Below are 23,446 nucleotides of genomic sequence, written 5' to 3'. Positions count from 1 at the left end.
TCAACCTCGCGGGGGTGAACATGCGGATCGGCGAGCTCGCGCAACGCACCGGCGTCAGCACGCGGCTGCTGCGCTACTACGGGGAACAGGGCCTGCTCACGCCGTCCCGCGACGCCAACGGCTACCGGTCCTTCGACGAGGACGACGTCGTCCGCGTCCGGCAGATCCGGCGGCTGCTCGCGGCCGGGCTGACCACCGGGGTCATCGCCTCGGCGCTGCGGTGCGCGCGGGGCGAGGAAGCCCGCCTGGACCTGTGCCCGGAACTGGCCGGCGTGCTGCACCGCGAGCTGGCGGCGATGGACGACCGGATCGGGGCGCTGCAGCGGCACCGGGCCGTGCTGGCGGGGTACTTGTCGGCCGATCGGTGAGGGTTCCTCGATACGCTGGACGGCGTAGGACCGGCGCGTGTCCTCACGGGGGAGTTCCGCCTGGTGTGCCAGGCTCGACGAGGTGAAGGACGACGAGTGAATCGGCAGCCGCTGCGCCTGGCCATCATCGAGGCCACCCGGATCCTCGAGCGCGCGGGCGTCGCCTCGCCGCGCTTCGACGCCGAGGTGATCGCCGCGCACGTGCTCGGGGTCGAACGCGGCCGGCTGCCGATGGTGCCGCTGGTCGACCCGCCGGTCATCGAGGCCATCGGCCAGCTCGTCCAGCAGCGCGCCAAGCGCATCCCCCTGCAGTACCTCACCGGCTGGGCCGCGCTGGGGGACATCACGGTCGCGGTCGGCGCCGGCGTGTTCGTCCCGCGGCCGGAGACCGAGCTGCTGCTCGAGTGGGGGGTCAAGTTCCTGCAGGGCCGGGAGTTCCCGGTGGTGGTGGACCTGTGCACGGGATCGGGCGCGCTGGCGCTGGCGGTGGCCCACGCCCGCCCGGACGCGGTGGTCTACGCGGTGGACATCGACCCCCAGGCGCTGGCCTGGGCCCGCCACAACGCCGACGTCCACGCCGACGCGGGCAACACCCCGATCCGGTTGTATTCGGGCGACATCGGCGACCCGACGATGTTCGCCGAGCTCGACGGCCTGGTCGACCTGGTGCTGTGCAACCCGCCGTACGTCCCGGAGGGCACCCCGGTGCCACCCGAGGTCGCGGAGCACGACCCGCCGCGCGCGGTGTTCGCGGAGGAGAGCGGCCTGGCGGTGATCCGCCACGCGATCGCGGCGGGCGCCCGGCTGCTGCGTCCCGGGGGCGGGCTGGCCATCGAGCACGACGACACGCACGGTTCGGCGGTCCCGGCCCTGGTCCGGGCCCGCCGGGTGCTGACGGGCGTGGAGGACCACGCGGATCTGACCGGCCGCGCCCGCTTCGTCACGGCCCGCCGGCTGGGCTGAGCTGCGCCCGAGGTCGTCCGCTCGTCTTGAATGACTCATTCATGACCTCCGAGGTCATGAATGAGTCATTCAAGGCGTTTCACCTGGCCCGCGAAAGCCGCGGGGCGCTCAGAACCCGAACGCCGTGCAGCTGGCCGTCGCGGTCTTCGACGGGTCGCTCACCGAGGTCGCCGTCAGCTTGACCCTGGCCGCGAGGTCACCGCCCTGGCCGCGCTTCGCGTACGCGGGCACCTTCACGTGCCCGCCGAACTTCGCCGTCGCCAGCTCGTTCGGCAGGCGGACCTCCCAACCGCGGGCGTCCGTCGACACGCTCAGCCGGTAGGTGTCGCTGTCGTACGGGGCCTTCGCACCACGGGCCGAGCCGGTGTTGAGCAGGCCGAATTCGCACGTGGCCAGGCCGCCGCGGGCGATGGCCGGGAGGGCCGGGGTGAGCGCCGCCCCGCGGGCCTGGCTGCCCGCGCCGTCCAGGGAGGCCACCGTCACCGTGTACGACAGGATCCCGCGGCGGTCGCGGGCCAGGTCCGTGATCAGGAACCGCAGCCGGTTCGCCTCGTCGGTGTACTCGTACGGGCTCGCCGCTTCGGTGCCCGCCTTGAACAGGGCGTCGTTGAGCTGGCGGTAGTCACCGATGGTGATCTTCACCGGCGTCCCGTCCGGCTTCGTGTAGTCGGTGATGCCGATGTCCTGCGGGTTCGCGTCGATCACCCAGTCGAAGGGCGCGTTGTCCTTGTTCTTCGTCTTGGTGATCATGACGCCGGAGTCCGGGGCGAACGAGTCCGCGCCCATCCGGTCGACGACCTCGACCGTGTAGTTGTCGTAGCCGCCGCCGTCGCAGAACGGGTCCGTCGACCGGTCGCACTTCGGGGCCTTGTCCCCGCCGGTGAGCTTGATGTTCAGGCCGGTGAACGCGCCGGGCTGCGCTTCGGCCTCGCGGGCGGTCAACCGCACCGACACCGGGCCGGTCGTGGCCAGCTCGTTGCGGTCGAGCTGCAGGACGTCCGCCGGGTCGACGATGCCGAGCTTCAGCTTGTTGCGCAGCTGGTGCTGGGCGCCCATCGAGCTGCCCTGCGTCGCCGGGATCTGCCAGCGCGTGTGCGGGCCGCCGGGTCCGTTGAACGTGCCGCGCGACAGCATGTCCCACGGTCCGCTGTAGGAGCGCGACGGCGGGTTCCCGAACGGGTTGTTGTAGTTGTCGCCGATGCCCAGGATGTGGCTGAACTCGTGCGCGTACGTCGACTGGCCGGAGCTTTCGGCCTGCACCGAGCTGCCGTCCTGGGCGTTCGGCCAGATGCTGGCGGCCGACGCCCACGACGTCCACGGCACGTACCGGGTGGCCGCGTAGTTGGGCAGGTCGTGGTTCGGCGGGCCGAAGCTGTCGGGCACGTTCTCCTTCGTCCCGAACTTCATCTCGCCGAACTCCTGCCAGGTCGAGCTCTCGTCCTGGCCGGCGGAGAGGTAGAAGACGAAGTCGAACTGGTTCGCGGTGTCGCCGACGTCGGCGCGCCAGGCGTCCCCGGCGTCCTTGCGGAGGTCGCGGGAGCAGTTCGCGCCGGGCGGGCACGCGCTCGGCTGGAACTCCATGCCGTACTCGTAGGACTTCCCGGGCATCCGGTACGGCCCGAACGCGGTCAGCTGCACGCCGAACCGGCCGCCGGAGTCCTCCATCCAGTACTCGTTGATCGTGTGGCCGTTGTTGAGGGCTTCGGGCTTGTTGAGGAAGTCCTGGTAGTACTGCGCGACGCCGGTCCGCGGGATGCCCGCGGCGGTGGGCGCGGGGTTGCCGAAGACGGTCGAACGCGCGGGCTGCGTGACGACGAAGTCCTGGTCCGGGTAGTCGGCGAGGACGACGGCGCCCTTGAAGGTGCGCTGGGTGGGTTTCAGGGTGGGGTCGGCCCAGTTCGTGCCGGGGACCTTGCGGTAGTCGGACCAGGTCATGTGGTCCTGGTTCTCCCAATGCGCGGCGTCGATCGGGGCGGGCCAGCCACGGGTCAGCGGCTCGGCGGCGGCGGTCCCCGTGCCGAGCCCGCTCATCACGGCGACGGCGGCGAGCAGGGCGAGCGCTTTCGGGGTTCTGGGGCGCATGTGCGGCTCCTTCACTGGGAACCCACGGGGGTGGTGGTTCCCGAAGATCGACCGTATTGAGCCCGGCTGTCGCGGTTCTGCCTCGCGGCGAGGTTTACCCGCTTGCCCCACGACGAAAGTCTGGCCGGTTGTCAGGGGCGCAACCTCGCCGAGGTTGTGGGCAAGTCCGGCCGCGGGCGCCGGGAGCGCCGGGAACTGTCGGTGGTCGCCGGTAGCGTGGAAGACGGGGGCGCCCCCCAAGGCGCCAGGCGGCCGAAGCCGCACCACCCGCGCCCCCCCCGACGCCCGTGCCCGCCGGAACCGCGCCGACCACCGCGCCCACCACACGGCGCCGCGTGGGACGCCCGTGTCCGACGAACCGCGCCCACCACCCGCGCGCAACCCCGACGCCCGTGCCCCACCCCGACCCCGCGCCTGCCGAACCGTGCGGGCCACCGCGCCCACAACCCGGCGCCCCACCCCGACCCCCGCGCCCGCCGAACCGCGTCGGCCACCGCGCCCACCACACGAACGTCCCCCCGACCGCCGGGACTACGCTTGCCCCCCATGAGCGTGGTCTACGACTGCAGCAAGCGGGAGACCCGGGCCGACGGGCTGGCGGCGGCCGCGGGTGCCGTGCGGTCGAGCAGGCTGGTCGTCCTGCCGACCGACACCGTCTACGGGATCGGTGCCGACGCCTTCGACGCCGGTGCCGTCCAGGCGCTGCTGCGCGCCAAGAACCGCGGCCCGGACATGCCGGTCGGCGTGCTCGTCGGCTCGTGGTCCACTGTGGACGGCCTGGTGCTCGGGGTGCCGCCGCAGGCGCGGGCGCTCATCGAAGCCTTCTGGCCCGGCGACCTGTCCATCGTGCTGCCGCACGCGCCGAGCCTGCAGTGGAACCTCGGCGACGCCCGCGGCACCGTGATGCTCCGGATGCCGCTGCACCCCGTGGCCCTCGAGCTGCTGCGCGACGTCGGGCCGATGGCCGTCTCGAGCGCGAACGTCTCCGGCCGCCCGCCCGCCAGCACCGCGCAGGAAGCGCAGGAGCAGCTCGGCGACTCGGTCGCGGTGTACCTCGACGGCGGGTCGAGCGGCGAGCCCGTCGCGTCGACCATCGTGGACCTCACCGGCACCGAACCGGTGGTCCTCCGCGAGGGCTCGGTCGCGAAGACGGCGGTCGCGGAGGTGCTCGGTGTGCCCGCGGAATCCTTGGCCTGAAGCCGGATCACGGCGGAAAACGCGGCACGATACCGTGTCGCGGGTGACCCCGACCCCGCGAGCGTGACGTCCCCGTGCCGCCCACATCCGGTCTCCTCCCCATCCGGGAATACATCCTCGTCGCGCTGACCGCGACGGCCGTGACCTACCTGCTCACCGGTGTCGTCCGCCGGGTCGCGATCCGCGTCGGCGCGATCGCCAACCCGCGCGCCCGGGACGTCCACGTGGCCCCGATCCCGCGGATGGGCGGGGTCGGCATCTACCTCGGCGTCGCCGGCGCGATGGGCCTGGCCCACCAGCTGCCCGCGCTGTCCCACGGTTTCGACGCCTCGTTCGACTCGGTCGGCGTGCTGCTGGCCGCCGGTGTCATCTCCCTGATCGGCGCGCTCGACGACCGGTTCGAGCTGGACGCCTGGACGAAGCTGGCCGGCCAGGTGATGTGCGCCGGGATCCTGGTCATCTTCGGCGTGCAGTGGGTGTCGTTCTGGGTGCCGTGGGGCGGCACCGGCGGCTCGTTCGGCTCGGTGCTGGTGCTCGACAAGAACCAGGGCGCGCTGCTCACCGTCGTGATGGTCGTGGTCATGGTCAACGCGATGAACTTCGTCGACGGCCTCGACGGGCTGGCCGGCGGGCTGGGCTTCATCGCGGCCGCCGCCACCTGCGCCTTCTCCCTCGGCCTGCTCGACAGCTCCGGCGGCGACGTCGGCACCTACCCGCCCGCGCTGATCGCGGCCACGCTCGCCGGTGCCTGCCTGGGTTTCCTGCCGTACAACTTCCAGCCCGCGAAGATCTTCATGGGCGACTCCGGTTCGATGATGATCGGCCTGATGCTCGCCGGCGCGACGACGTCGGCGTCCGGGCGCGTGCCGTACCCGCAGTTCAGCGGCAAGGACGCGATCGCGCTGCTCTCGCCGCTGGTGGTGGTGGCCGCGGTGCTGTTCGTGCCGATGCTGGACCTGATCATGGCGGTCGTCCGGCGCACCCGCCGCGGCGAAAGCCCGTTCGCGGCCGACAAGATGCACCTGCACCACCGCCTGCTGGAGATCGGCCACTCCCAGCGCCGCGCGGTCCTGCTGATCTACCTGTGGGCCGGGATCCTCGCCTTCGGCGCGGTGTCGGTGACGCTGTTCGACGACGCCGCGGCGCTGTGGATCATCGGGATCGGGCTGGTCTTCGCGGTGGTCGTCTCGATCGTCCCGCGGCTGCGCTCGCGCAACCAGCCCGGAACGTGACCCGCGGGGTTCTCTACACTCGGGGTCAACCGAGCAGGGAGCCAGTGTGAGCGAAGCCGAAACGCAGGAGCAGGAGAACCCGCACGCCAAGGTGGTGCTGCAGGCCGCCCGCGCGATGACGAAGGCTTCGCTGCTGGTGACCCCGCCCGCGGTGATCGTCTGCATCGCCCTGTTCAGCATCCTCAACGGCTTGCCCGGCTTCCTGGGCTCGCTGGTCGGCGGGGTGCTGGCGCTGCTGGCTTCGCTGTCGACGCTGGGCTTGATGAGGTTCAGCGCGGGCCAGGACCCGATGTTCGTCATGGTCATCGCGCTCGGCGGGTACGTCGTGAAGGTCGTCCTCCTCTTCGCCGCGCTGACGCTGCTGAAGGGCGTCACCGCGCTGCACCCGATGTCGCTCGGCATCACGATGATCGTGGCCATCCTGCTCGCCGCCGCGGCCGAGTTCGCCGCCTTCCGCAAGACGAAGATCCCGACGATCATCCCGTCCTGACCAGTCCTGATCTGTCACTCTTCGTGCACCCGCCTGCGGCCGCTTGAGTGTGACCGGGACCACAAAAGTGCGCTTGCGTGCGCTGCTGCGCACAGTGACCGGGACCCCTCGCCTGCGGTGATCCCGGCCCGGTCCCGGCCCGCACCGGACCTGGGTCCCGGGCCGACCCGGGACCTAAGTCCTGCGCTGATCGGTTGGTTAGGAGTACGCCTGTCCGGCGTGGATTGACCTGCTGGTATGGTCCGCGTCAAGGGTGGCGGCCTCGGCCGCGCGCTTCCCGAGACGAACCGCGATCAGCAGTGTGGCGACCGTGTAGTTCCGCCGTTTGCCGCTGGTCCGAAGTAGACCGCAGGGCAGTGTTCACGCGAGACAACCCCGTGTGCAGAACGTGAAGGCGTGTTCTGCGGACCGTGGGGTAGCCGCCTCCGACGTCCCGATACGTATCGGGTACGTTAAGTCCAGATCGTGACGATTCCCCCGGCGGAGTGAACGCCGGCCGGGAGAACCGGAAGGAGCCCAGTGGGCGCGCTGGTATTGGCCGAGGGTGCGACGTTCGCGCCGCCCGGCGCCGAAAGCTTCATCCTGCCGCCGATTTTCGGCTCGGTCACCAAGCCGATGGTGCTCGTCGTGCTCTCGGTCGTGATCATCGCGGCCTACTTCCTGCTGGCCACCCGCAAGCTGCAGGTCGTGCCGGGCAAGGGGCAGTTCATCGCGGAGTCGATCTACGACTTCAGCCGCAACAACATCGCGCGCGAGCAGATCGGTTCGAAAGACTTCAAGCCGTTCGTGCCGCTCGTTTTCGCGCTGTTCACCTTCGTTCTGGTGAACAACCTCTACGGGATCATCCCGCTGCTGCAGTTCCCGACCATGGCGCGCTTCGGCTTCCCCGTCGCCCTGTCGGTCCTCGTCGTCTACCCGGTGTACCACTTCGTCGGGTTGAAGCGGCACGGCTTCAAGGGGTACTTCAAGAAGGAACTCGCGCCGCCGGGCGTGCCGGGCCCGGTGCTGCCGCTCTTCGCGCTGATCGAGTTCGCGGAGAAGTTCTTCCTCAACCCGCTCACGCTCGCCATCCGTGTTTTCGCCGCCATGTTCGCGGGTCACCTGATCCTGGCGGTGTTCACCCTCGGCGGCACCTTCCTGCTGACCGAGACGTCGAGCTGGGCGCTGAAGCCGGTTTCCCTGGTGGCCTGGATCTTCGCCATCGGGATGACTTTCCTCGAGGCCTTCATCCAGGTGCTGCAGGCCTACATCTTCGCCCTGCTGTCGGCCGGGTACATCGGCGCCGCGCTGGCGTCGGAGCACTGAGAACACAAGCCCCCGATCCACGCGAGCGCGTGGACCGAAGTGAAGGGAAATGCACGTGAGCAACATCGTTCTGGCCCAGGCCGCGGAGCAGGCTGTCAACATCAACCCCGGTCTCGCCGCGATCGGCTACGGCCTGGGCGCGATCGGCCCGGGCATCGGTGTGGGCCTGATCTTCGCCGCCGTCATCAACGGCACCGCCCGCCAGCCGGAGGCGCAGGGCAAGCTGCAGGGCATCGGCTTCTCGACCTTCGTTCTGACCGAGGTGCTCGCCCTGATCGGCATCGTCATCTACTTCATCGCCTCCGCCTGAGTCATCCGCTCATTGTTTAAGGAGGCCTTGCCGTGACGAACGAACTGGTCATGGCGTCCGAGACGCCATTGCCGATCGTCCCCGACATTTCGGAGCTGATCCTCGGCATCGTCGCCTTCCTCATCCTGCTGTTCATCCTCAAGAAGTACGTCGTCCCTCGCTTCGAGGCCTCGTACGAAGAGCGTGCGCAGAAGATCGAGGGTGGCATCGAGAAGGCCGAGCGGGCCCAGGCCGAAGCCGAAGAGGCGCTGGCCCAGTACAAGGCCCAGCTGCAGGAGGCCCGGACCGAAGCCGCGAAGATCCGCGACGACGCCCGGCTCGAAGCCGAGCAGATCAAGGCGGAGCTGCGGGCCGAGGCGGAGGCCGAGTCCCAGCGCATCGTCGCCCAGGGGCAGGCCCAGCTGCAGGCCCAGAAGGCGCAGATCATCGCGGAGCTGCGGGCCGACATGGGCCGCAACGCCGTCGAGCTGGCCAGCCGCATCGTCGGCGAGTCGCTCGAGGACGAGGCGCGCCGCCGCGGCACCGTCGACCGGTTCCTGGCGGAGCTGGAGACCACCGGTGCCTCCAACGGAGCGGGGAAGTAGACCAGAATGACGCTGCATGCTGCGAGCCGTGAAGCGCTCGGCCTCGCCGAGGAACGCCTCGGCGAGGTTCTGGCCGACGCGGGAGCCGATGCCGCCACGGTCGGCGACGAGCTGCTCTCGGTCGTCGACCTGCTGGACCGGGAAATCGGCCTGCGCCGGGCAGTGAGCGACGCTTCGGCGACGTCGGAGGCGCGCACCGCGCTGGTGCGCCGGCTGTTCGACGGCAAGCTGTCCGAACCGGCCCTGAAGGTGCTCGACACCGTGGCGGGCAGCCGCTGGTCCAGCCCCCGCGAGCTGACCGACGGCCTCGAGTCGCTCGGTCGCTCGGCCCTGCTCACCTCGGCGGAGAAGACCGGGAACGTCGACACCGTCGAGTCCCAGCTCTTCCAGGTCGCGCGGGTCGTGGCCAACCACCCCGAGCTCGAAAAGGCGCTCTCGGACCTGACCGGTTCCGCCGACGCGAAGCGCACGCTGGTGCGCGGCCTGTTCGCCGACAAGGTGGACGTCGTCACCGAGACCCTCGTCGAGCAGGTCGTCCGCCGGGCCAAGGGCCGCGGCGTCGGCGTCGGGCTCGACAAGCTGGTCAAGCTGGCCGCGGAGCGGCGTGAGCGTTCGGTCGCCTACGTGACCAGCGCGAACGCCCTGACCGACGAGCAGGTCGCCCAGCTGGGCGCGAAGCTCGACGCCCTCTACGGGCGGCCGATCGCGCTGCACGTCGAGATCGACCCGCGGCTCGGCGGCGGGCTCGTCGTCCGCGTCGGCGACGAGGTCATCGACGGAAGCGCGGCGGGGCAGCTCGCGGCGTTGCGCAGGCGGCTGGCCCGGGCATAGCCCCAGGTCACACAAGACTTTGCATACTGGCAAGAACGAAGCGAGAGCGGGAAAGACATGGCCGAGCTGACGATCTCCTCGGATGAGATCCGTAGCGCGATCGAGAACTACGTCTCGAGTTACGCCCCGGACGTGAGCCGGGAAGAAGTTGGCACCGTGGTGGACGCCGGTGACGGCATCGCCCACGTCGAGGGCCTGCCCTCGGCCATGGCCAACGAGCTGCTCGAGTTCCCCGGCGGCGTCCTGGGCGTCGCACTGAACCTGGACGCGCGTTCCATCGGTGCCGCGATCCTCGGTGACTTCGAAAGCATCGAAGAGGGCCAGCAGGTCAAGCGCACCGGCCAGGTCCTGTCGGTGCCGGTCGGCGACGGCTACCTCGGCCGCGTCGTCAACCCGCTGGGCCAGGCGATCGACGGCCTCGGCGACATCGAGACCACCGAGCGCCGCGCGCTGGAGCTGAAGGCCGCCTCGGTGGTCGAGCGCCAGCCGGTGTCGGAGCCGCTGCAGACCGGCATCACCGCCATCGACGCGATGACCCCGATCGGCCGCGGCCAGCGCCAGCTGATCATCGGTGACCGCAAGACGGGCAAGACCGCCGTCGCCGTGGACACGATCATCAACCAGAAGGCCAACTGGGAGACCGGCGACCCGAAGAAGCAGGTCCGCTGCATCTACGTCGCGGTCGGACAGAAGGGCTCCACGATCGCCGCCGTGAAGAAGTCCCTCGAGGACGCCGGCGCGCTGGAGTACACGACCATCGTCGCGGCCCCCGCGTCCGACTCGGCCGGCTTCAAGTGGATCGCGCCGTACACCGGTTCGGCCATCGGCCAGCACTGGATGTACGAGGGCAAGCACGTCCTCATCGTGTTCGACGACCTGACCAAGCAGGCCGACGCCTACCGCGCGATCTCGCTGCTGCTGCGCCGCCCGCCGGGCCGCGAGGCGTTCCCCGGCGACGTCTTCTACTTGCACTCCCGCCTGCTGGAGCGCTGCGCGAAGCTGTCGGACGAGCTGGGCGCCGGCTCGCTGACCGGTCTCCCGATCATCGAGACCAAGGCGAACGACGTGTCGGCCTACATCCCGACCAACGTCATCTCGATCACCGACGGCCAGTGCTTCTTCCAGTCGGACCTGTTCAACGCCGGCCAGCGCCCGGCCATCGACGTGGGCATCTCGGTGTCCCGCGTGGGTGGTGCCGCGCAGGTCAAGGCGATGAAGTCGGTCTCCGGCTCGCTCCGGATCGACCTGTCGCAGTACCGCGAGCTGGAGGCCTTCGCGGCCTTCGCCTCCGACCTCGACGACGCCTCCAAGGCGCAGCTCGAGCGCGGTGCCCGCCTGTACGAGGTGCTCAAGCAGCCGCAGTACTCGCCGATCCCGGTCGAGGAGCAGGTCTGCACGGTGTGGCTGGGCACGAACGGCCACTACGACTCGGTCCCGACCGAGGACGTCCGCCGCTTCAACCACGAGTTCCTCGAGTCGGCCCGCCGCAAGCACGACGACATCCTGGGCGCGATCCGCGACTCCGGGAAGTTCGAGGACGAGACGGCCGACAAGCTGGTCGCCGCGGTGAACGAGTTCAAGAAGGAGTTCACCACCTCCGAGGGCAAGCCGCTCCAGGAGAACGCGGACGCCATGGAATCCGACAAGGTCGGGCAGGAGACCGTCAAGGTCAACAAGCCCGCGCCGAAGAAGTGAGCTGGTAGCTCATGGCCGCACAACTCCGGGAACTCCGGTCGCGCATCAAGGCGACCAAGTCGATCGGCAAGATCACCAAGGCGATGGAGCTCATCGCCACCGCGCGCATCACCAAGGCGCGGGCGCGGGTCGCCGCTTCCCGGCCGTACGCCGACGAGATCACCAAGGTGCTCTCGGCGCTGGCCGGCGCGGCCACCACGCTCGACCACCCGATGCTGGTCGAGCGCCCGAACCCCAAGCGGGCCGCGGTCCTGGTCGTGACCAGCGACAAGGGCCAGTGCGGCGGGTACAACTCCAACGTGCTGCGGGCGACCGAAGAGCTGCTGGCCCTCCTCCGCTCGGAGGGCAAGGAGCCGCAGATCTACGTCACCGGCAACAAGGGCCTGAACTACTACCGGTTCCGGGGCCGCGAGGTCGTGGACGGCTGGACGGGCTTCTCCGACCAGCCGGGCTACGCCAACGCGGTCGCGGCCGGTGACGCCCTGGTGGAGTCGTTCATGCGGGGCGCCGACGACGCGGACGGCAACGCCGACGGCGTCACCGGTGTCGACGAGATCCACGTCGTCTACACCGAGTTCGTGTCGATGCTGACCCAGCGGCCGACCGCCAAGCGCGTCGCCCCGCTCGAGGTCGAGTACTCCGAGGGCGAAGAGGAGAAGCCCGCCGGGCTGCTCCCCAGCTACGAGTTCGAGCCCAGTGCCGACACGCTGCTGGACTCGCTCCTGCCGAAGTACATCAACACGCGGCTCTACGCGGCGTTCCTCGAGTCCGCGGCGTCCGAGCTGGCCGCCCGCCGGACCGCGATGAAGGCGGCGTCGGACAACGCGAACGAGCTGGTGAACACGCTGACGCGGGAGGCGAACCAGGCCCGCCAGGCGCAGATCACCCAGGAGATCTCCGAAATCGTCGGTGGCGCGAACGCGCTCACCGCAGCAGGAAGTGATGACTGATGACCAGTACTGAAGCCCCGCGCGCCAAGGGGCGCATCGTCTCGGTGACCGGGCCGGTCGTCGACGTCGAGTTCCCGCGCGGTTCCGTTCCCGACCAGTTCAACGCGCTCAAGGTCGACATCGAGTTCGAGCAGCTGCGCAAGACGGTGACCCTCGAGGTCGCCAGCCACCTGGGCGACAACCTCGTCCGCACCATCTCCCTGCAGCCGCAGGACGGCCTGGTGCGCGGCGCCGAGGTCACCGACACCGGCGGCCCGATCACGGTCCCGGTCGGCGACAAGGTCAAGGGCCACGTCTACAACGCCCTCGGCGAGTGCCTCGACGAGCCCGGCTACGGCGAGGACCTCGAGCGCTGGGGCATCCACCGCAACCCGCCGTCCTTCGACCAGCTCGAGGGCAAGACGGAGATGCTGGAGACCGGCCTCAAGGTCGTCGACCTGCTCACCCCGTACGTCCAGGGTGGCAAGATCGGCCTGTTCGGCGGTGCCGGCGTCGGCAAGACGGTGCTCATCAAGGAGATGATCACCCGCGTCGCCCGGAACTTCGGTGGTACCTCGGTGTTCGCCGGTGTCGGCGAGCGCACCCGCGAGGGCAACGACCTCTTCCTGGAGATGTCCGAGGACGGCGTCATCAACGACACCGCCCTGGTCTTCGGCCAGATGGACGAGCCGCCGGGCACCCGCATGCGGGTCGCGCTGTCCGCGCTGACCATGGCGGAGTACTTCCGCGACGTCCAGAACCAGGACGTGCTGCTGTTCATCGACAACATCTTCCGGTTCACCCAGGCCGGCTCCGAGGTGTCGACCCTGCTGGGCCGCATGCCGTCGGCCGTGGGTTACCAGCCGACGCTGGCCGACGAGATGGGGCAGCTGCAGGAGCGGATCACCTCGACCCGTGGCCGTTCGATCACCTCGATGCAGGCGATCTACGTCCCCGCGGACGACTACACCGACCCGGCCCCGGCGACGACGTTCGCCCACCTGGACGCCACCACCGAGCTCTCCCGGTCGGTGTTCCAGAAGGGCATCTTCCCGGCGGTGGACCCGCTGGCGTCGACGTCGACGATCCTCGACCCGGCCATCGTCGGTGAGGACCACTACCGCGTCGCCTCCGAGGTCATCCGGATCCTGCAGAAGTACAAGGAGCTGCAGGACATCATCGCGATCCTCGGCATGGACGAGCTCTCGGAAGAGGACAAGCTGACCGTTCAGCGCGCGCGCCGCATCGAGCGGTTCCTGTCGCAGAACATGCTGGTCGCCGAGGCGTTCACGCAGATCCCGGGCTCGACGGTGCCGCTGTCGGAGACCATCGAGTCGTTCGACCGCATCGCCAAGGGTGACTTCGACCACTACCCGGAGCAGGCGTTCCTGGGCATCGGTGGCCTCGAGGACCTCGAGAAGAAGTACAAGGAAATCACCAAGAAGTGATTTTCCGGGTACGGCGGGGGTTGTGTCCACTGTGGACTCGGACCCCCGCCGTTCTCGTAACTCAGGACCGACCTATTACACTCGGTGGCAACACCCCGAGTTAAGGAGTGCACGTGGCTGAGATGTCCGTGGAGCTGGTGGCCGTCGAGCGCCGTCTCTGGTCGGGTACTGCCACTTTCGTGGTGGCCCAGACCACCGAGGGTGAGATCGGCATCATGGCCGGTCACGAACCCGTGCTCGGGCAGCTGGTCGAGGGCGGCGTGGTCAAGGTGACGACCACCGACGGTGAGACGGTCTGCGCGGCCGTGCACGGCGGGTTCCTCTCCGTGACCGGCACCGGGGTGAGCATCCTCGCCGAGAGCGCCGAGCTCTCCGACGAGATCGACGTCGAGGCGGCCAAGGCGGCCCTGACCGGGGACGACGAGACCGAGCGGGCGAGGGCCTCGGCCCAGCTCCGCGCAGCGGGTCAGTCGGCCTGAGCGCGAGACGGGCAGGAGCCGGGCCGTGAAGATCACCGTGGTCGTAGCAGCGCTCCTGATCGTGCTCGCGGTGCTGGCCGCCTGGTACGGCCAGCGGTGGATCCGGATGCGCCGCGGCGGTGGCGTGAGCGTCGCGCTGCGGTGGCGTCCGGACAACCCGCGGTCCAGCTGGCACCTGGGGCTGGGCCGCTACGAGGGCGACGAGTTCGTCTGGTACCGCGTGTGGAGCCTGCGCACCGGCGCGGACCGCGTCTTCCAGCGCGAAAGCATGCAGATCGCCGACCGTCGCGACCCGTCCGGCACCGAGGCCTACGCCGTGCCCGAGGGCTCGACGGTCCTGCGCTGCGAGTCGGAGACCCAGGAAGCGATCGAGATCGCCATGGGCCCCGGCGCCCTCACCGGCTTCCTCTCCTGGCTCGAGTCCGCCCCACCCGGACACCGCCTCCCGCGCGCCTCCTGAGGCTCCGAGGCGGCACTTTCACGTGAAAGTGCCCCTCTCCGTAAACTCGTCGGTGTGACTCTCGTCGAGATCCCCGGCTCCAAGTCCGTCACCGCTCGCGGCCTGTTCCTGGCCGCCGCCGCGCACGGCACCACGACCCTCGGCCGTCCGCTGCACTCGGACGACACCGAGGGCTTCGCCGAGGGCCTGGCCAAACTCGGTTACCGCGTCGACCGGCAGCCGGGCGCGTGGACGATCGAGGGGCGCCCGTCGGGCCCGGGGGTCGCCGAAGCCGACGTCTTCTGCCGGGACGGCGCCACGACGGCCCGGTTCCTGCCCGCACTGGCCGCGGCCGGCACCGGGACCTTCCGCTTCGACGCGTCGAACCAGATGCGCCGCCGCCCGCTCGGCCCGCTGACCGACGCCCTGCTGGAGCTGGGCGTGGACCTCGAGTTCCGCGGCGAGCCGGGCCACCACCCCCTCACGGTCCGCGCGAACGGCATCAAGGGCGGCGAGCTGACCCTGGACGCGGGCCTGTCTTCGCAGTTCCTGACGGCGTTGCTGCTGGTCGGCCCGCTGACCGCGGAGGGGCTGCGGATCACGGTCACCGACCTCGTGTCGGTGCCGTACGTCGAGATCACCCTGGAGATGATGCGCCGCTTCGGCGTCGACGTCCGGCGTGAGGGCCAGACGTTCGTGGTCCCGGCGCAGCCGTACCAGGCGTGCGAGTACCCGGTCGAGCCGGACGCGTCGACGGCGAGCTACTTCCTGGCCGCGGCGGCGGTCACCGGCCGCACGGTGACCATTCCGGGCCTCGGCTCGGACGCCCTCCAGGGCGACGTGCGCTTCGCCGACGTCCTGCGTGAGATGGGCGCGCACGTGGAGCTGTCGCCGGACTCCGTGACGGTCGCAGGCCCCTCGGACGGCCTGCGCGGCATCACGGTGAACATGCGCGACATCTCGGACACCGTCCCGACCCTGGCGGCGATCGCGCCCTTCGCGTCCGGCCCGGTGCGCATCGAGGACGTCTACAACACGCGCATCAAGGAGTGCGACCGCCTTGACGCGTGCGAGGAGACCCTGCGCGCGATGGGGATCGCCGTCGAGACGGGTCGCGACTGGATCGAGATCCAGCCGGGACAGCCGACGGGCACCCTGGTGGCGTGCCGCCGCGACCACCGGATCGCGATGGCGTTCAGCATCACGGGCTTGCTGGTCGACGGGGTGACCCTGGATGATCCGGAGTGCGTGAAGAAGACCTTCCCCGGCTTCCACCAGGCGCTCGCCGACTTGCGTGAGCAGTGGGCCTCGTGAGTGGTAAGGCGGGTTAGAACCCGCCTTACCACTCACGACAACCTGCGCCCGGACTTACTGGGGCTGCCCGCCCGGCTGCCACAGCACGTCCCCGTCCGGGTTCGCCAGCCGGGCCAGGATGAACAGCAGGTCCGACAGCCGGTTCAGATACTTCACCGCGATCGGGTTGGTCGCCTCGGGCTCGGCCTCGTGCAGGGCCCAGGCCGACCGCTCGGCCCGGCGCGCCACCGTCCGCGCCTGGTGCAGGAACGCCGCGCCCGGTGTCCCGCCCGGCAGGATGAACGACGTCAGCTTCGGCAGGCGCTCGTTGAACTCGTCGCACCAGCCTTCCAGCCGCTCGACGTACTTCTCGGTGATCCGCAGCGGCGGGTACGGCGGGTCGTCGGAGATCGGCAGGCAGAGGTCCGCGCCGACGTCGAAGAGATCGTTCTGGACCGTACGCAGCACATCCGTCACTTCGGACGGCAGCGAGCCGACGGCGATCGCCAGCCCCAGCACCGAGTTCGTCTCGTCGGTGTCCGCGTACGCGCCCAGCCGCGGTGACGTCTTCGGCACGCGCGACCCGTCGCCGAGCGCGGTCGTGCCGTTGTCGCCGACCTTCGTGTACACGCGGTTGATGCGAACGACCATGGACCCACCATAGCGGCCCCCGCCCGGGCCGAATCCGGGCGAGAGGGCATGATTGGCGGCCATGAGCGAGCACTTCGACGTGCATGGCGGAGCCCGGCTGGTCGGCGAGGTCGACGTGGTCGGCGCCAAGAACAGCGTGCTGAAGCTGATGGCCGCCGCCCTCCTCGCGGAGGGGACCACGACCATCACGAACTGCCCGCAGATCCTCGACGTCCCGCTGATGGGCGACGTGCTGCGGAGCGTCGGCTGCGAGGTCGTCATCGAGGGCGACACCGCGACGATCACGACGCCGGCCGAGCTGTCGCACCGCGCGGACTCGGCGGCGATGGGCAAGCTGCGCGCGTCCGTCTGCGTGCTGGGGCCGCTGGTCGGCCGGCTGAAGCAGGCCGTCGTGGCGCTGCCGGGCGGGGACGCGATCGGCTCGCGCCCGCTGGACATGCACCAGAACGGCCTGCGCAAGCTGGGCGCGACGAGCACGATCGAGCACGGCTGCGTCGTCGCGAAGGCCGAGACGCTGGTCGGCGCGCAGATCTGGCTGGACTTCCCGAGCGTCGGCGCGACCGAGAACATCCTGATGGCGGCCGTGCTGGCCGAGGGCACCACGGTGATCGACAACTGCGCGCGCGAGCCGGAAATCGTCGACATCTGCACGATGCTGACCGAGATGGGCGCGAAGATCGAAGGCGCCGGGACGTCGACGCTGACCGTGCACGGCGTGGAGCAGCTGCACCCGACGACGCACAGCGTGATCGGCGACCGGATCGTCGGGGCGACCTGGGCGTTCGCCGCCTCGATGACCCGTGGCGACATCACCGTCCGCGGGGTCAACCCGCACCACCTCGACCTGGTGCTGAACAAGCTGCAGCTGGCCGGCGCGGACGTCGAAACGTTCGGCGACAAGGGTTTCCGCGTGGTCCAGCCGGAGCGCCCGAAGGCGGTCGACTGGGTGACGCTGCCGTACCCCGGCTTCGCGACCGACCTCCAGCCGTTCGCGGTGGCGCTTTCGGCGGTGTCCGAAGGCACGTCGATGATCACGGAGAACGTCTACGAGGCGCGGTTCCGCTTCATCGAGGAGATGATCCGGCTGTCCGGCGACGCCCGCACGGACGGCCACCACGCGGTGGTCCGCGGGGTCGAGAAGCTCTCGAGCGCGCCGGTCTGGGCCTCGGACATCCGCGCGGGCGCGGGGCTGGTGCTGGCCGGCCTGTGCGCGGACGGCGTCACCGAGGTCTGGGACGTCTTCCACATCGACCGCGGCTACCCGCACTTCGTCGAGAACCTGAACCGCCTGGGCGCGAACATCAAACGCGTGGCGGGGGAGCCGGACCGGAGCTAGTTCAGGCGCCCTGCGCGCCGAGTGCGCGCAGGGCGTACTTCACCAGCCGGTCCACGTAGTCCGGCTCGGCGGGCGCCTGCCGGACCACCAGGCGCCAGTAGATCGGCGCGGCCAGCACGTCCAGCGCCATCTCCATGTCCAGGTCCTCGGGCAGTTCGCCGCGGGCGATGGCCCGGCGCAGCATCGCCTCGCCGACCTCGCGCCGCGGTCCGCCGATGTTCTCGCGCAGGCCGCGGCCGCGCTCTGGGTTGCGCGCGTCCTCGGCGACCAGGTCCGGCAGGATCCGCGAGAACAGCGGGTGCGTCAGCCAGTCGATCAGGGCCTGCATCGTCTCCCGCAGGTCGCCGCGCAGTGAGCCGGTGTCCGCCTCCGCCGCCCGCGTCACGCTGAATTCGGTAACGACCGCGGCGACCATTTCGCCCTTCGAACGCCACCGCCGGTAGAGCGCGCTCTTGCCGACGCCGGCGCGTTTCGCCACGGCCTCCATCGACAGCCGGCCGTAGCCCTGGTCGGCGAGTTCCTGCAGGACGGCGTCGGTGATCGCCTGGGTGACCTCGGGCTGGAGGACCGCGGCGCCGGTCGGAGTGCGTGCCATGGATCGCAGTCTAACGGGTGGACGAGACGGTCCCGTCCCGTCTATGGTGGGTTACGTCGGGACGGTACCGTCTCGTCCGAACGTCGAAGGAGGCTGTGGTGCACGACTTCGTCGAGCACGCACTCGAACTGCTGCTCAAGCACGACATGGCCGGGTTCGCCGGGCTCTGGGCCGAGGACGGCGTCCTCGAGTTCCCGTTCGCCGGTCCGGGCTACCCGAAGCGCGTCGAAGGCCGCGAAGCGATCCGCGAGTACCTGCGCGACTACCCGAACCTGCTGGACATCCGGGAGGTCACGGCCAAGACCGTGCACGAGACCGCCGACCCGGCCGTGGTCGTCGTCGAGTTCACCGTCGCCGGGGTCGTCGTGGCCACGCAGAAGCCGTACGAGCTGTCCTACATCGCGGTGATCACCGTCGAGGACGGCGAAATCCGCACCTACCGCGACTACTGGAGCCCGCTGGCCGCGGCCGAGGTCCTCGGCGGCGTCGAAGAGCTGACGGCGGCGTTCGGTGACTGACGTCCTGGTCCTCGGCGGCACCGGCACCACCGGCCGCCGGGTCGTCGCCGGCCTGCGCGCGAACGGCGTCACGGCCCGGGCCGCCACGCGCAAGCCGGGCGAGGCCGGGCAGGTCCGGTTCGACTGGGCCGACTGCGCCACCCACGCCGACGCGCTGCGCGGCGCCTCCGCGGTGTACCTGCTGGCCCCGGTCGGCGAAGCTTCGCCCGCCGGCCTGGTGGCGCCCTTCCTGGACGAGGCACTGGCGGCGGGGGTCCGGCGGGTCGTCCTGCTCGGCTCGTCGGCCGTCACCGACGACACCCCGGGCCTCGGCGAGCTGCAGCGGCTGGTGCGCGCGGTGCCGGAGTGGGCGGTGCTGAAGCCGTCCTGGTTCATGCAGAACTTCACCGGCGAGCACCTGGTCGCGCAGGGCGTGCGGGACGGCGAGATCGTCACGGCCACCGGTGACGCCCGGGTCGCGTTCGTCGACGCCGGCGACATCGCGGCGGTCGCCGTCCGCGCGCTGACCGATCCCGAACCGCACAACACCGAACACGTCCTGACCGGACCGGCCGCGCTGAGCTACGCCGAAGCGGCCGCGATCGTGGCGGCGCGGCTCGGACGTCCGGTTCGGCACCGGGCGGTCACCACCGCCGAGTTCGCCGAACGCCTGACGGCGTCGGGAATTCCCGCCGAGTTCGCCCGCGTGCTGGCCGCCCTCGACGAGGACGTCCGGCGGGGCACCGAAGACCGCGTCACCCCGGCCGTCGAGCAGGTCACCGGGCGGCCGGCCCGTTCGTTCGAAACCTTTGCCCGGGAGGAAATCCGATGAAGCAGCTGATGTTCGAAGAGGACGCGCAGTTCTGGTTCGAGACCCTGCGCCTGTTCGGCCACACGTCCTACGGCGGCGCGGAGTTCGGCGAGGTCCTCGCGGCCGCCTCGACCGTGACACCGGGCGACTACGACAGCTGGCACGACGCCTACCGCGCGCTCGCCGACCGGCTGTACGCCGAAGCGGCCGAAGCGGGGCCCGCCACCGCGCGAGACTTGCTGCTGCGCGCGTCGACGTACTACTTCTCGGCGGAGTTCTTCCTGCACGGCGACCCGGCGGACCCGCGCATCGCGGCGGCGTACGACCGCAGCGTCGAGTGCTTCCGGCGCGCGGGTGTCGCGGAGCCGGTCGAAATCCCTTACGAGGGAACGGTTCTCCACGGCTACTTCTACCGCGCGCCCGGCGATGGCCCGAAGCCGTTGCTGATCATGCACAACGGTTTCGACGGCAGCGCCGAGGAAAGCCACTTCATGGGCGCGGCCGCCGGTGCGTCGCACGGTTATCACGTCCTGACCTTCGACGGCCCGGGCCAGCCGAGCGCGATCCGGCAGCAGAAGCTCGTCTTCCGCCCGGACTGGGAGCACGTGGTGACGCCGGTGGTCGACTTCGCGCTCGGGATCGACGGCGTCGACCCGGCCCGGATCGCGCTGCTGGGGGTGAGCCTGGGCGGCGAGCTGGCCCCGCGCGCGGCGGCGTTCGAGCACCGCCTGGCCGCGGTGGTCGCGGTGGACGGCGTGTACGACGCCGGGGCCGCGGTGACGTCGATGCTTCCGTGGCCGCGCGAGGAGATCCTCCGCCGGGCCGGGGCGCCGCACGACGAGGAGTTCGACGCGTTGCTCGAGGCGGGCCGCGCCAAGAGCCCGACGCTGCGCTGGGCGTGCGACCACGGCCGGTACGTCCTGGGCGCGGCGACCGACCGCGAGTTCATCGCGAAGTACCTGCAGTACACGCTCGAAGACGGCGTCGCGGAGAAGATCGAGTGCCCGGTCCTGGTCTGCGAAGCGGCGGACGACCTGTTCTTCGGCGGCGACCAGGAGACCGAACCGCGACGGCTGTACGCGCACCTGAAGGGGCCGAAGACGCTGCTGACGTTCACCGCGGAGGAGGGCGCCGACGCGCACTGCCACGTCGGCGCCCAGCGGCTGGCGGCGGGCCGGATCTACGACTGGCTGGACCGGACGCTTTAGCCCTCGAAGGCGAGCGCCGCGCCGAAGCCGACCAGGGCGGTGCCGGTGACGCCGTCGAGCGTGCGCCGGACCCGCCGCCGCCCGAGCCAGGCCCGGATGCGGTGCACCCCGGCGACGATGACGAGCTGCCAGAGCGTCGCCAGCACCCCGACGGTCACGGCGAGCAGCAGCGCTTCGGCGATCGTGGAGTCCGGGGAGAGGAACTGCGGCAGCATCGAGAGGTAGAAGACGAGGACCTTCGGGTTGGTGAGGTTGCCGAGGAACCCTTCACGCCACCGCCGTCCGCCGTGGGCTTTCGTTTCCGTTTTGACGCGGTAGTTTCCCCGCCAGGCGGCGACGAGCGCCTTGGCGCCGAGGTAGCCGAGATAGGCCGCGCCGGCCCACTTGAGCGTGACGAAGACGGGCTCGGCGCGGATGATGACGGCACTGAGCCCGAGCGCGGCGGCCAGGCCCTGCACGAGGTTCCCGGACCCGATCCCGAGCGCGGTGAGCACACCCCCACGCCGCCCGCCGGCGAGCGAGTTCTTGAGCACGAGGGCGGTGTCCGGCCCCGGCACGATCAACACGAGCACGACGAAGAGCACGTACGTGCCATAAGTTCCCCAGTTCATCGGTCCAGGTTAGGCCTCGAAGGCGAGCGCCGCGCCGAATCCCACGAGCGCGGCGCCCGTCGCGCCGTCCATCGCGCGCCGGACCTTCCGCTGCTGCAGCCAGCCGCGCACCCGGTGCACGAAGAACAGCAGCAGCACCTGCCACACCACGCCCAGTGCCGCGACCGTGTACGCCAGCAGGAGCGCGTCGGCTTGGTCGGTCACTCCCGGCGTCAGGAACTGCGGCAGCACCGACAGGTACAGCACGATCACCTTCGGGTTGGTGATGTTGGACAGGAACCCTTCGCGGAACCGCCGTCCGCGGGACGCGCGGGCCCTCCGGACGTCGTCGAGGGCTTCGTAGTTCCCGCGCCAGGCGCCGCGGAGGGCCTGGATGCCGAGGAAGACCAGGTAGGCCGCGCCGAGCCACTTCACCGTCTCGAACACCGGGCGGTAGCGGGTGATCACCGCACCCAGGCCGAACGCCGCCGCCGTGCCCTGGAGGAAGTTCGCGACGGTGATCCCCGCGCACGCCCAGCCGCCGCCGCGGGCGCCGCCGGTCAGGGCGTTCTTCAGCACGACCATCGTGTCCGGGCCCGGCATCATCGCCAGGAAGGCCATCATCCCGGCGAAACCGGCGTAGGTGCTCCAGGTCATCAGGACTCCAGGGCGAGGGCGGCGCCGAAGCCGAGCAGCGCGGTGCCGGTGACGCCGTCCAGCGCGCGGCGCACCCGGCGGCGCTCCAGCCACGCCCGCACGCGGTGCACGAACACCAGCAGCACCAGCAGCCACGTCACGCCGAGCACGGCGACGGTGTAGGCCAGCGCGAGCGCGTCCCACGTCGTCGTGCGCGCCGGGTCGAGGAACTGCGGCAGCACGGACAGGTACAGCACCAGGACCTTCGGGTTGGTGATGTTGGAGAGGAAGCCCTCGCGGAACCGCCGGAAGCCGCCGCCCCGGCGCCGCTGCGCCTCTTCGACGGCGTGGTAGTTCCCGCGCAACGCGCCGCGCAGCGCCTGGACACCGAGGAAGACGAGGTAGGCCGCGCCGGCCCACTTGAGCGCGAGGAAGATCGGCTGCGACCGGGCGATGAGCACGCCGAGGCCCAGCGCCGCGGCGCTGCCCTGCACGGCGTTGCCGGCGAAGATGCCGAGCGACGCGAGCAGGCCGCCCCGGAATCCGCCGGACAGCGCGTTCTTCAGCATCACCATCGTGTCCGGCCCCGGAGCGAGGACGATCAGGACCACGATGACCAGGTAACTCCCGTACGAACTCCACGTCACGGCTGCCCACGTTAATCGACGGCCCGGGCGCCGGTCTCGCGGATTTCGGTCACCCGGTTCGCCGCGTGGCAGGGCGGGACCGACCGGGCACAGATGGTGCACGAGCACGCGCGGGACTCGGCGGGAAAGGCCCCGGCAGAGTAGTGTTCGGCCATGTCAGCAGGGGAAATCGATCTTTCGCCCGGTGAACGCGTGCTCTGGGCGGGAGAGCCGGTCCAGCGCCCGCTCTACGTCGCCGCGGACGCGGTGACGGCTCCGGCCGGGCTCGTCCTCACCGCCGCCGCGCTGTGGTTCCTGCTCACCCGGCAGCCGAGCGGCCCCACGATGGCCGCGGCGGTGGTCGTGCTGGCGCTCGGCCTCTACGGCGCCGTCGGCCGGTCGATCGTCCGGTACCTCGCGCTCGGCCGCACGACCTACGCGGTGACGGACAGCCGGATCATCGCGCGCTCGGGCCTGTTCCGGCAGAAGGAACGCTCCAGCGAGCTGGCCGCCCTGCCGGAGCCGGCCCTCAAGCCGGGACCGTCCCGCACCGGGACCATCACCTTCGGCGGCTCGGGCGCGGTGACGCTGATGGGTGTCGGCGAGCCCAAGCGCGTCCGCGACCTGCTCACCAAGGCCATCGACGAGGCCAAGGCCCGCCAGGCGCCGCCCGAAGCGGACAATCCGGCCGCTTGAGGGCAACCCGCACCGCCCTCCAGCAGCGTGAGCCCGGGGAGGTCGCGGTGGCGGAGCCGAACATCGTGCCGGAGTTGGGTGAGCGGGTGCTGTGGTCGGGACGGCCGCAACGAATCGCTGGACGCTGGCGGACGAGCAGCTCTGCGTGCTGAGGG

Annotated in this window: 28 protein-coding genes; 21 read left to right on the top strand and 7 right to left on the bottom strand. The window is 70.6% G+C overall.

The annotated features are described in order from the left end of the window. Positions 1-20 precede the first annotated feature (20 nt). Positions 21-368, top strand: a complete 348-nt coding sequence (locus ACFPLC_RS05165; protein ID WP_378189067.1) for a MerR family transcriptional regulator — start codon at positions 21-23, stop codon at positions 366-368. Between the two features lie 96 nt (positions 369-464). Further along, positions 465-1,331, top strand: coding sequence for a peptide chain release factor N(5)-glutamine methyltransferase (gene prmC / locus ACFPLC_RS05160; protein ID WP_191316922.1), 867 nt, complete (start codon positions 465-467; stop codon positions 1,329-1,331). Positions 1,332-1,439: 108 nt separating this feature from the next. Here the strand turns inward: prmC and ACFPLC_RS05155 are convergent, their stop codons facing one another. After that, positions 1,440-3,413 (bottom strand): M6 family metalloprotease domain-containing protein, encoded by a 1,974-nt coding sequence (locus ACFPLC_RS05155; RefSeq protein WP_378188752.1) that lies wholly within the window; start codon positions 3,411-3,413, stop codon positions 1,440-1,442. 546 nt (positions 3,414-3,959) lie between these two features. Between ACFPLC_RS05155 and ACFPLC_RS05150 the strand changes: the two genes are divergently transcribed. The 13 genes from ACFPLC_RS05150 (at position 3,960) to aroA (ending at position 15,666) form a co-directional block, all read left to right on the top strand. Further along, complete coding sequence (locus tag ACFPLC_RS05150; protein ID WP_191316924.1) at positions 3,960-4,610, top strand: L-threonylcarbamoyladenylate synthase; 651 nt, start codon at positions 3,960-3,962, stop codon at positions 4,608-4,610. A gap of 74 nt (positions 4,611-4,684) precedes the next feature. After that, the gene (locus tag ACFPLC_RS05145) at positions 4,685-5,842 is read left to right on the top strand and encodes a glycosyltransferase family 4 protein (protein ID WP_191316925.1); all 1,158 of its coding nucleotides are present in this window, start codon (positions 4,685-4,687) and stop codon (positions 5,840-5,842) included. A 46-nt stretch (positions 5,843-5,888) separates the two neighbouring features. Next, the gene (locus ACFPLC_RS05140; RefSeq protein ID WP_378188751.1) at positions 5,889-6,332 is read left to right on the top strand and encodes a hypothetical protein; all 444 of its coding nucleotides are present in this window, start codon (positions 5,889-5,891) and stop codon (positions 6,330-6,332) included. Positions 6,333-6,851: 519 nt separating this feature from the next. Further along, positions 6,852-7,637, top strand: a complete 786-nt coding sequence (atpB, locus tag ACFPLC_RS05135; protein WP_378188749.1) for a F0F1 ATP synthase subunit A — start codon at positions 6,852-6,854, stop codon at positions 7,635-7,637. A 55-nt stretch (positions 7,638-7,692) separates the two neighbouring features. Then, positions 7,693-7,947, top strand: coding sequence for an ATP synthase subunit c family protein (locus ACFPLC_RS05130; RefSeq protein ID WP_378188748.1), 255 nt, complete (start codon positions 7,693-7,695; stop codon positions 7,945-7,947). Between the two features lie 50 nt (positions 7,948-7,997). Next, on the top strand, positions 7,998-8,531 hold the full coding sequence (locus ACFPLC_RS05125; protein WP_378189066.1) for a F0F1 ATP synthase subunit B: 534 nt from the start codon (positions 7,998-8,000) through the stop codon (positions 8,529-8,531). 6 nt (positions 8,532-8,537) lie between these two features. Continuing rightward, complete coding sequence (locus ACFPLC_RS05120) at positions 8,538-9,362, top strand: F0F1 ATP synthase subunit delta (RefSeq protein ID WP_378188747.1); 825 nt, start codon at positions 8,538-8,540, stop codon at positions 9,360-9,362. 57 nt (positions 9,363-9,419) lie between these two features. Beyond that, positions 9,420-11,057, top strand: coding sequence for a F0F1 ATP synthase subunit alpha (atpA, locus tag ACFPLC_RS05115; protein WP_378188745.1), 1,638 nt, complete (start codon positions 9,420-9,422; stop codon positions 11,055-11,057). Positions 11,058-11,068: 11 nt separating this feature from the next. Beyond that, positions 11,069-12,007, top strand: a complete 939-nt coding sequence (locus tag ACFPLC_RS05110) for a F0F1 ATP synthase subunit gamma (RefSeq protein ID WP_378188744.1) — start codon at positions 11,069-11,071, stop codon at positions 12,005-12,007. Continuing rightward, entirely contained in the window at positions 12,007-13,434 is a 1,428-nt protein-coding gene (gene atpD / locus ACFPLC_RS05105; RefSeq protein ID WP_361089755.1) for a F0F1 ATP synthase subunit beta, read from the top strand. Before ACFPLC_RS05110 ends, atpD begins: the two co-directional genes overlap by 1 nt. Positions 13,435-13,547: 113 nt before the next feature. Next, entirely contained in the window at positions 13,548-13,913 is a 366-nt protein-coding gene (locus ACFPLC_RS05100; RefSeq protein ID WP_003102658.1) for a F0F1 ATP synthase subunit epsilon, read from the top strand. 25 nt (positions 13,914-13,938) lie between these two features. Further along, on the top strand, positions 13,939-14,373 hold the full coding sequence (locus tag ACFPLC_RS05095) for a DUF2550 domain-containing protein (protein WP_378188743.1): 435 nt from the start codon (positions 13,939-13,941) through the stop codon (positions 14,371-14,373). Positions 14,374-14,427: 54 nt separating this feature from the next. Continuing rightward, positions 14,428-15,666, top strand: coding sequence for a 3-phosphoshikimate 1-carboxyvinyltransferase (gene aroA, locus ACFPLC_RS05090; protein ID WP_378188741.1), 1,239 nt, complete (start codon positions 14,428-14,430; stop codon positions 15,664-15,666). Positions 15,667-15,720: 54 nt separating this feature from the next. On the opposite strand, the gene ACFPLC_RS05085 is transcribed toward aroA, so the two are convergent. After that, positions 15,721-16,296, bottom strand: coding sequence for a cob(I)yrinic acid a,c-diamide adenosyltransferase (locus tag ACFPLC_RS05085; protein WP_378188739.1), 576 nt, complete (start codon positions 16,294-16,296; stop codon positions 15,721-15,723). A gap of 61 nt (positions 16,297-16,357) precedes the next feature. Between ACFPLC_RS05085 and murA the strand changes: the two genes are divergently transcribed. Then, complete coding sequence (gene murA / locus ACFPLC_RS05080) at positions 16,358-17,632, top strand: UDP-N-acetylglucosamine 1-carboxyvinyltransferase (RefSeq protein WP_378188738.1); 1,275 nt, start codon at positions 16,358-16,360, stop codon at positions 17,630-17,632. Position 17,633: 1 nt separating this feature from the next. Here the strand turns inward: murA and ACFPLC_RS05075 are convergent, their stop codons facing one another. Beyond that, positions 17,634-18,227, bottom strand: a complete 594-nt coding sequence (locus ACFPLC_RS05075; protein WP_378188736.1) for a TetR/AcrR family transcriptional regulator — start codon at positions 18,225-18,227, stop codon at positions 17,634-17,636. A gap of 98 nt (positions 18,228-18,325) precedes the next feature. Here ACFPLC_RS05075 and ACFPLC_RS05070 point away from each other — a divergent pair, with 98 nt between their 5' ends. From ACFPLC_RS05070 to ACFPLC_RS05060, 3 genes are read left to right on the top strand one after another with little or no spacing between them, the layout of a single operon-like run. Then, positions 18,326-18,745 (top strand): nuclear transport factor 2 family protein, encoded by a 420-nt coding sequence (locus tag ACFPLC_RS05070; RefSeq protein ID WP_378188735.1) that lies wholly within the window; start codon positions 18,326-18,328, stop codon positions 18,743-18,745. Continuing rightward, positions 18,738-19,556, top strand: a complete 819-nt coding sequence (locus ACFPLC_RS05065; protein WP_378188734.1) for an NmrA family NAD(P)-binding protein — start codon at positions 18,738-18,740, stop codon at positions 19,554-19,556. Before ACFPLC_RS05070 ends, ACFPLC_RS05065 begins: the two co-directional genes overlap by 8 nt. Further along, the gene (locus ACFPLC_RS05060; RefSeq protein WP_378188733.1) at positions 19,553-20,743 is read left to right on the top strand and encodes an alpha/beta hydrolase family protein; all 1,191 of its coding nucleotides are present in this window, start codon (positions 19,553-19,555) and stop codon (positions 20,741-20,743) included. The genes ACFPLC_RS05065 and ACFPLC_RS05060 overlap by 4 nt, the downstream gene beginning before the upstream one ends. Here ACFPLC_RS05060 and ACFPLC_RS05055 read toward each other — a convergent pair. Genes ACFPLC_RS05055 through ACFPLC_RS05040 form a run of 4 tightly spaced genes read right to left on the bottom strand, consistent with a single transcriptional unit; the run spans position 20,740 to position 22,771 of the window. Next, on the bottom strand, positions 20,740-21,354 hold the full coding sequence (locus tag ACFPLC_RS05055) for a LysE family translocator (RefSeq protein WP_378188732.1): 615 nt from the start codon (positions 21,352-21,354) through the stop codon (positions 20,740-20,742). The genes ACFPLC_RS05060 and ACFPLC_RS05055 overlap by 4 nt on opposite strands. Before the next feature lie 9 nt (positions 21,355-21,363). Further along, the gene (locus ACFPLC_RS05050) at positions 21,364-21,990 is read right to left on the bottom strand and encodes a LysE family translocator (protein ID WP_378188731.1); all 627 of its coding nucleotides are present in this window, start codon (positions 21,988-21,990) and stop codon (positions 21,364-21,366) included. Beyond that, positions 21,990-22,616 carry a LysE family translocator gene (locus tag ACFPLC_RS05045; protein WP_378188729.1) on the bottom strand — a complete coding sequence of 209 codons (627 nt, stop codon included), beginning with the start codon at positions 22,614-22,616 and terminating at the stop codon, positions 21,990-21,992. The genes ACFPLC_RS05050 and ACFPLC_RS05045 overlap by 1 nt, the downstream gene beginning before the upstream one ends. Before the next feature lie 11 nt (positions 22,617-22,627). After that, complete coding sequence (locus ACFPLC_RS05040; protein WP_378235707.1) at positions 22,628-22,771, bottom strand: hypothetical protein; 144 nt, start codon at positions 22,769-22,771, stop codon at positions 22,628-22,630. Here ACFPLC_RS05040 and ACFPLC_RS05035 point away from each other — a divergent pair. Together ACFPLC_RS05035 and ACFPLC_RS05030 are read left to right on the top strand one after the other, a co-directional pair. Further along, positions 22,770-23,291 (top strand): YdbT family protein, encoded by a 522-nt coding sequence (locus tag ACFPLC_RS05035; RefSeq protein WP_378188728.1) that lies wholly within the window; start codon positions 22,770-22,772, stop codon positions 23,289-23,291. The two genes, ACFPLC_RS05040 and ACFPLC_RS05035, sit on opposite strands and share 2 nt — an antisense overlap. Continuing rightward, on the top strand, positions 23,288-23,443 hold the full coding sequence (locus tag ACFPLC_RS05030; RefSeq protein ID WP_378235706.1) for a hypothetical protein: 156 nt from the start codon (positions 23,288-23,290) through the stop codon (positions 23,441-23,443). The genes ACFPLC_RS05035 and ACFPLC_RS05030 overlap by 4 nt, the downstream gene beginning before the upstream one ends. The last annotated feature ends 3 nt before the right edge of the window (positions 23,444-23,446 follow it).

This window comes from Amycolatopsis plumensis, from assembly GCF_042652605.1.
Taxonomy (GTDB): domain Bacteria; phylum Actinomycetota; class Actinomycetes; order Mycobacteriales; family Pseudonocardiaceae; genus Amycolatopsis; species Amycolatopsis plumensis.
The sequence above is the reverse complement of the archived record's forward strand: the minus strand, read 5'-3'. Positions and strand labels throughout refer to the sequence as shown.

Coding starts and splice junctions, on each gene's coding strand:
- ACFPLC_RS05165 (WP_378189067.1), top strand. CDS start 21: ATGCGGATCGGCGAGCTCGCGCAACGCACCGGCGTCAGCACGCGGCTG.
- ACFPLC_RS05155 (WP_378188752.1), bottom strand. CDS start 3,413: ATGCGCCCCAGAACCCCGAAAGCGCTCGCCCTGCTCGCCGCCGTCGCC.
- ACFPLC_RS05150 (WP_191316924.1), top strand. CDS start 3,960: ATGAGCGTGGTCTACGACTGCAGCAAGCGGGAGACCCGGGCCGACGGG.
- ACFPLC_RS05125 (WP_378189066.1), top strand. CDS start 7,998: ATGGCGTCCGAGACGCCATTGCCGATCGTCCCCGACATTTCGGAGCTG.
- ACFPLC_RS05120 (WP_378188747.1), top strand. CDS start 8,538: ATGACGCTGCATGCTGCGAGCCGTGAAGCGCTCGGCCTCGCCGAGGAA.
- atpA (WP_378188745.1), top strand. CDS start 9,420: ATGGCCGAGCTGACGATCTCCTCGGATGAGATCCGTAGCGCGATCGAG.
- ACFPLC_RS05110 (WP_378188744.1), top strand. CDS start 11,069: ATGGCCGCACAACTCCGGGAACTCCGGTCGCGCATCAAGGCGACCAAG.
- atpD (WP_361089755.1), top strand. CDS start 12,007: ATGACCAGTACTGAAGCCCCGCGCGCCAAGGGGCGCATCGTCTCGGTG.
- ACFPLC_RS05085 (WP_378188739.1), bottom strand. CDS start 16,296: ATGGTCGTTCGCATCAACCGCGTGTACACGAAGGTCGGCGACAACGGC.
- murA (WP_378188738.1), top strand. CDS start 16,358: ATGAGCGAGCACTTCGACGTGCATGGCGGAGCCCGGCTGGTCGGCGAG.
- ACFPLC_RS05075 (WP_378188736.1), bottom strand. CDS start 18,227: ATGGCACGCACTCCGACCGGCGCCGCGGTCCTCCAGCCCGAGGTCACC.
- ACFPLC_RS05060 (WP_378188733.1), top strand. CDS start 19,553: ATGAAGCAGCTGATGTTCGAAGAGGACGCGCAGTTCTGGTTCGAGACC.
- ACFPLC_RS05055 (WP_378188732.1), bottom strand. CDS start 21,354: ATGAACTGGGGAACTTATGGCACGTACGTGCTCTTCGTCGTGCTCGTG.
- ACFPLC_RS05050 (WP_378188731.1), bottom strand. CDS start 21,990: ATGACCTGGAGCACCTACGCCGGTTTCGCCGGGATGATGGCCTTCCTG.
- ACFPLC_RS05035 (WP_378188728.1), top strand. CDS start 22,770: ATGTCAGCAGGGGAAATCGATCTTTCGCCCGGTGAACGCGTGCTCTGG.
- ACFPLC_RS05040 (WP_378235707.1), bottom strand. CDS start 22,771: ATGGCCGAACACTACTCTGCCGGGGCCTTTCCCGCCGAGTCCCGCGCG.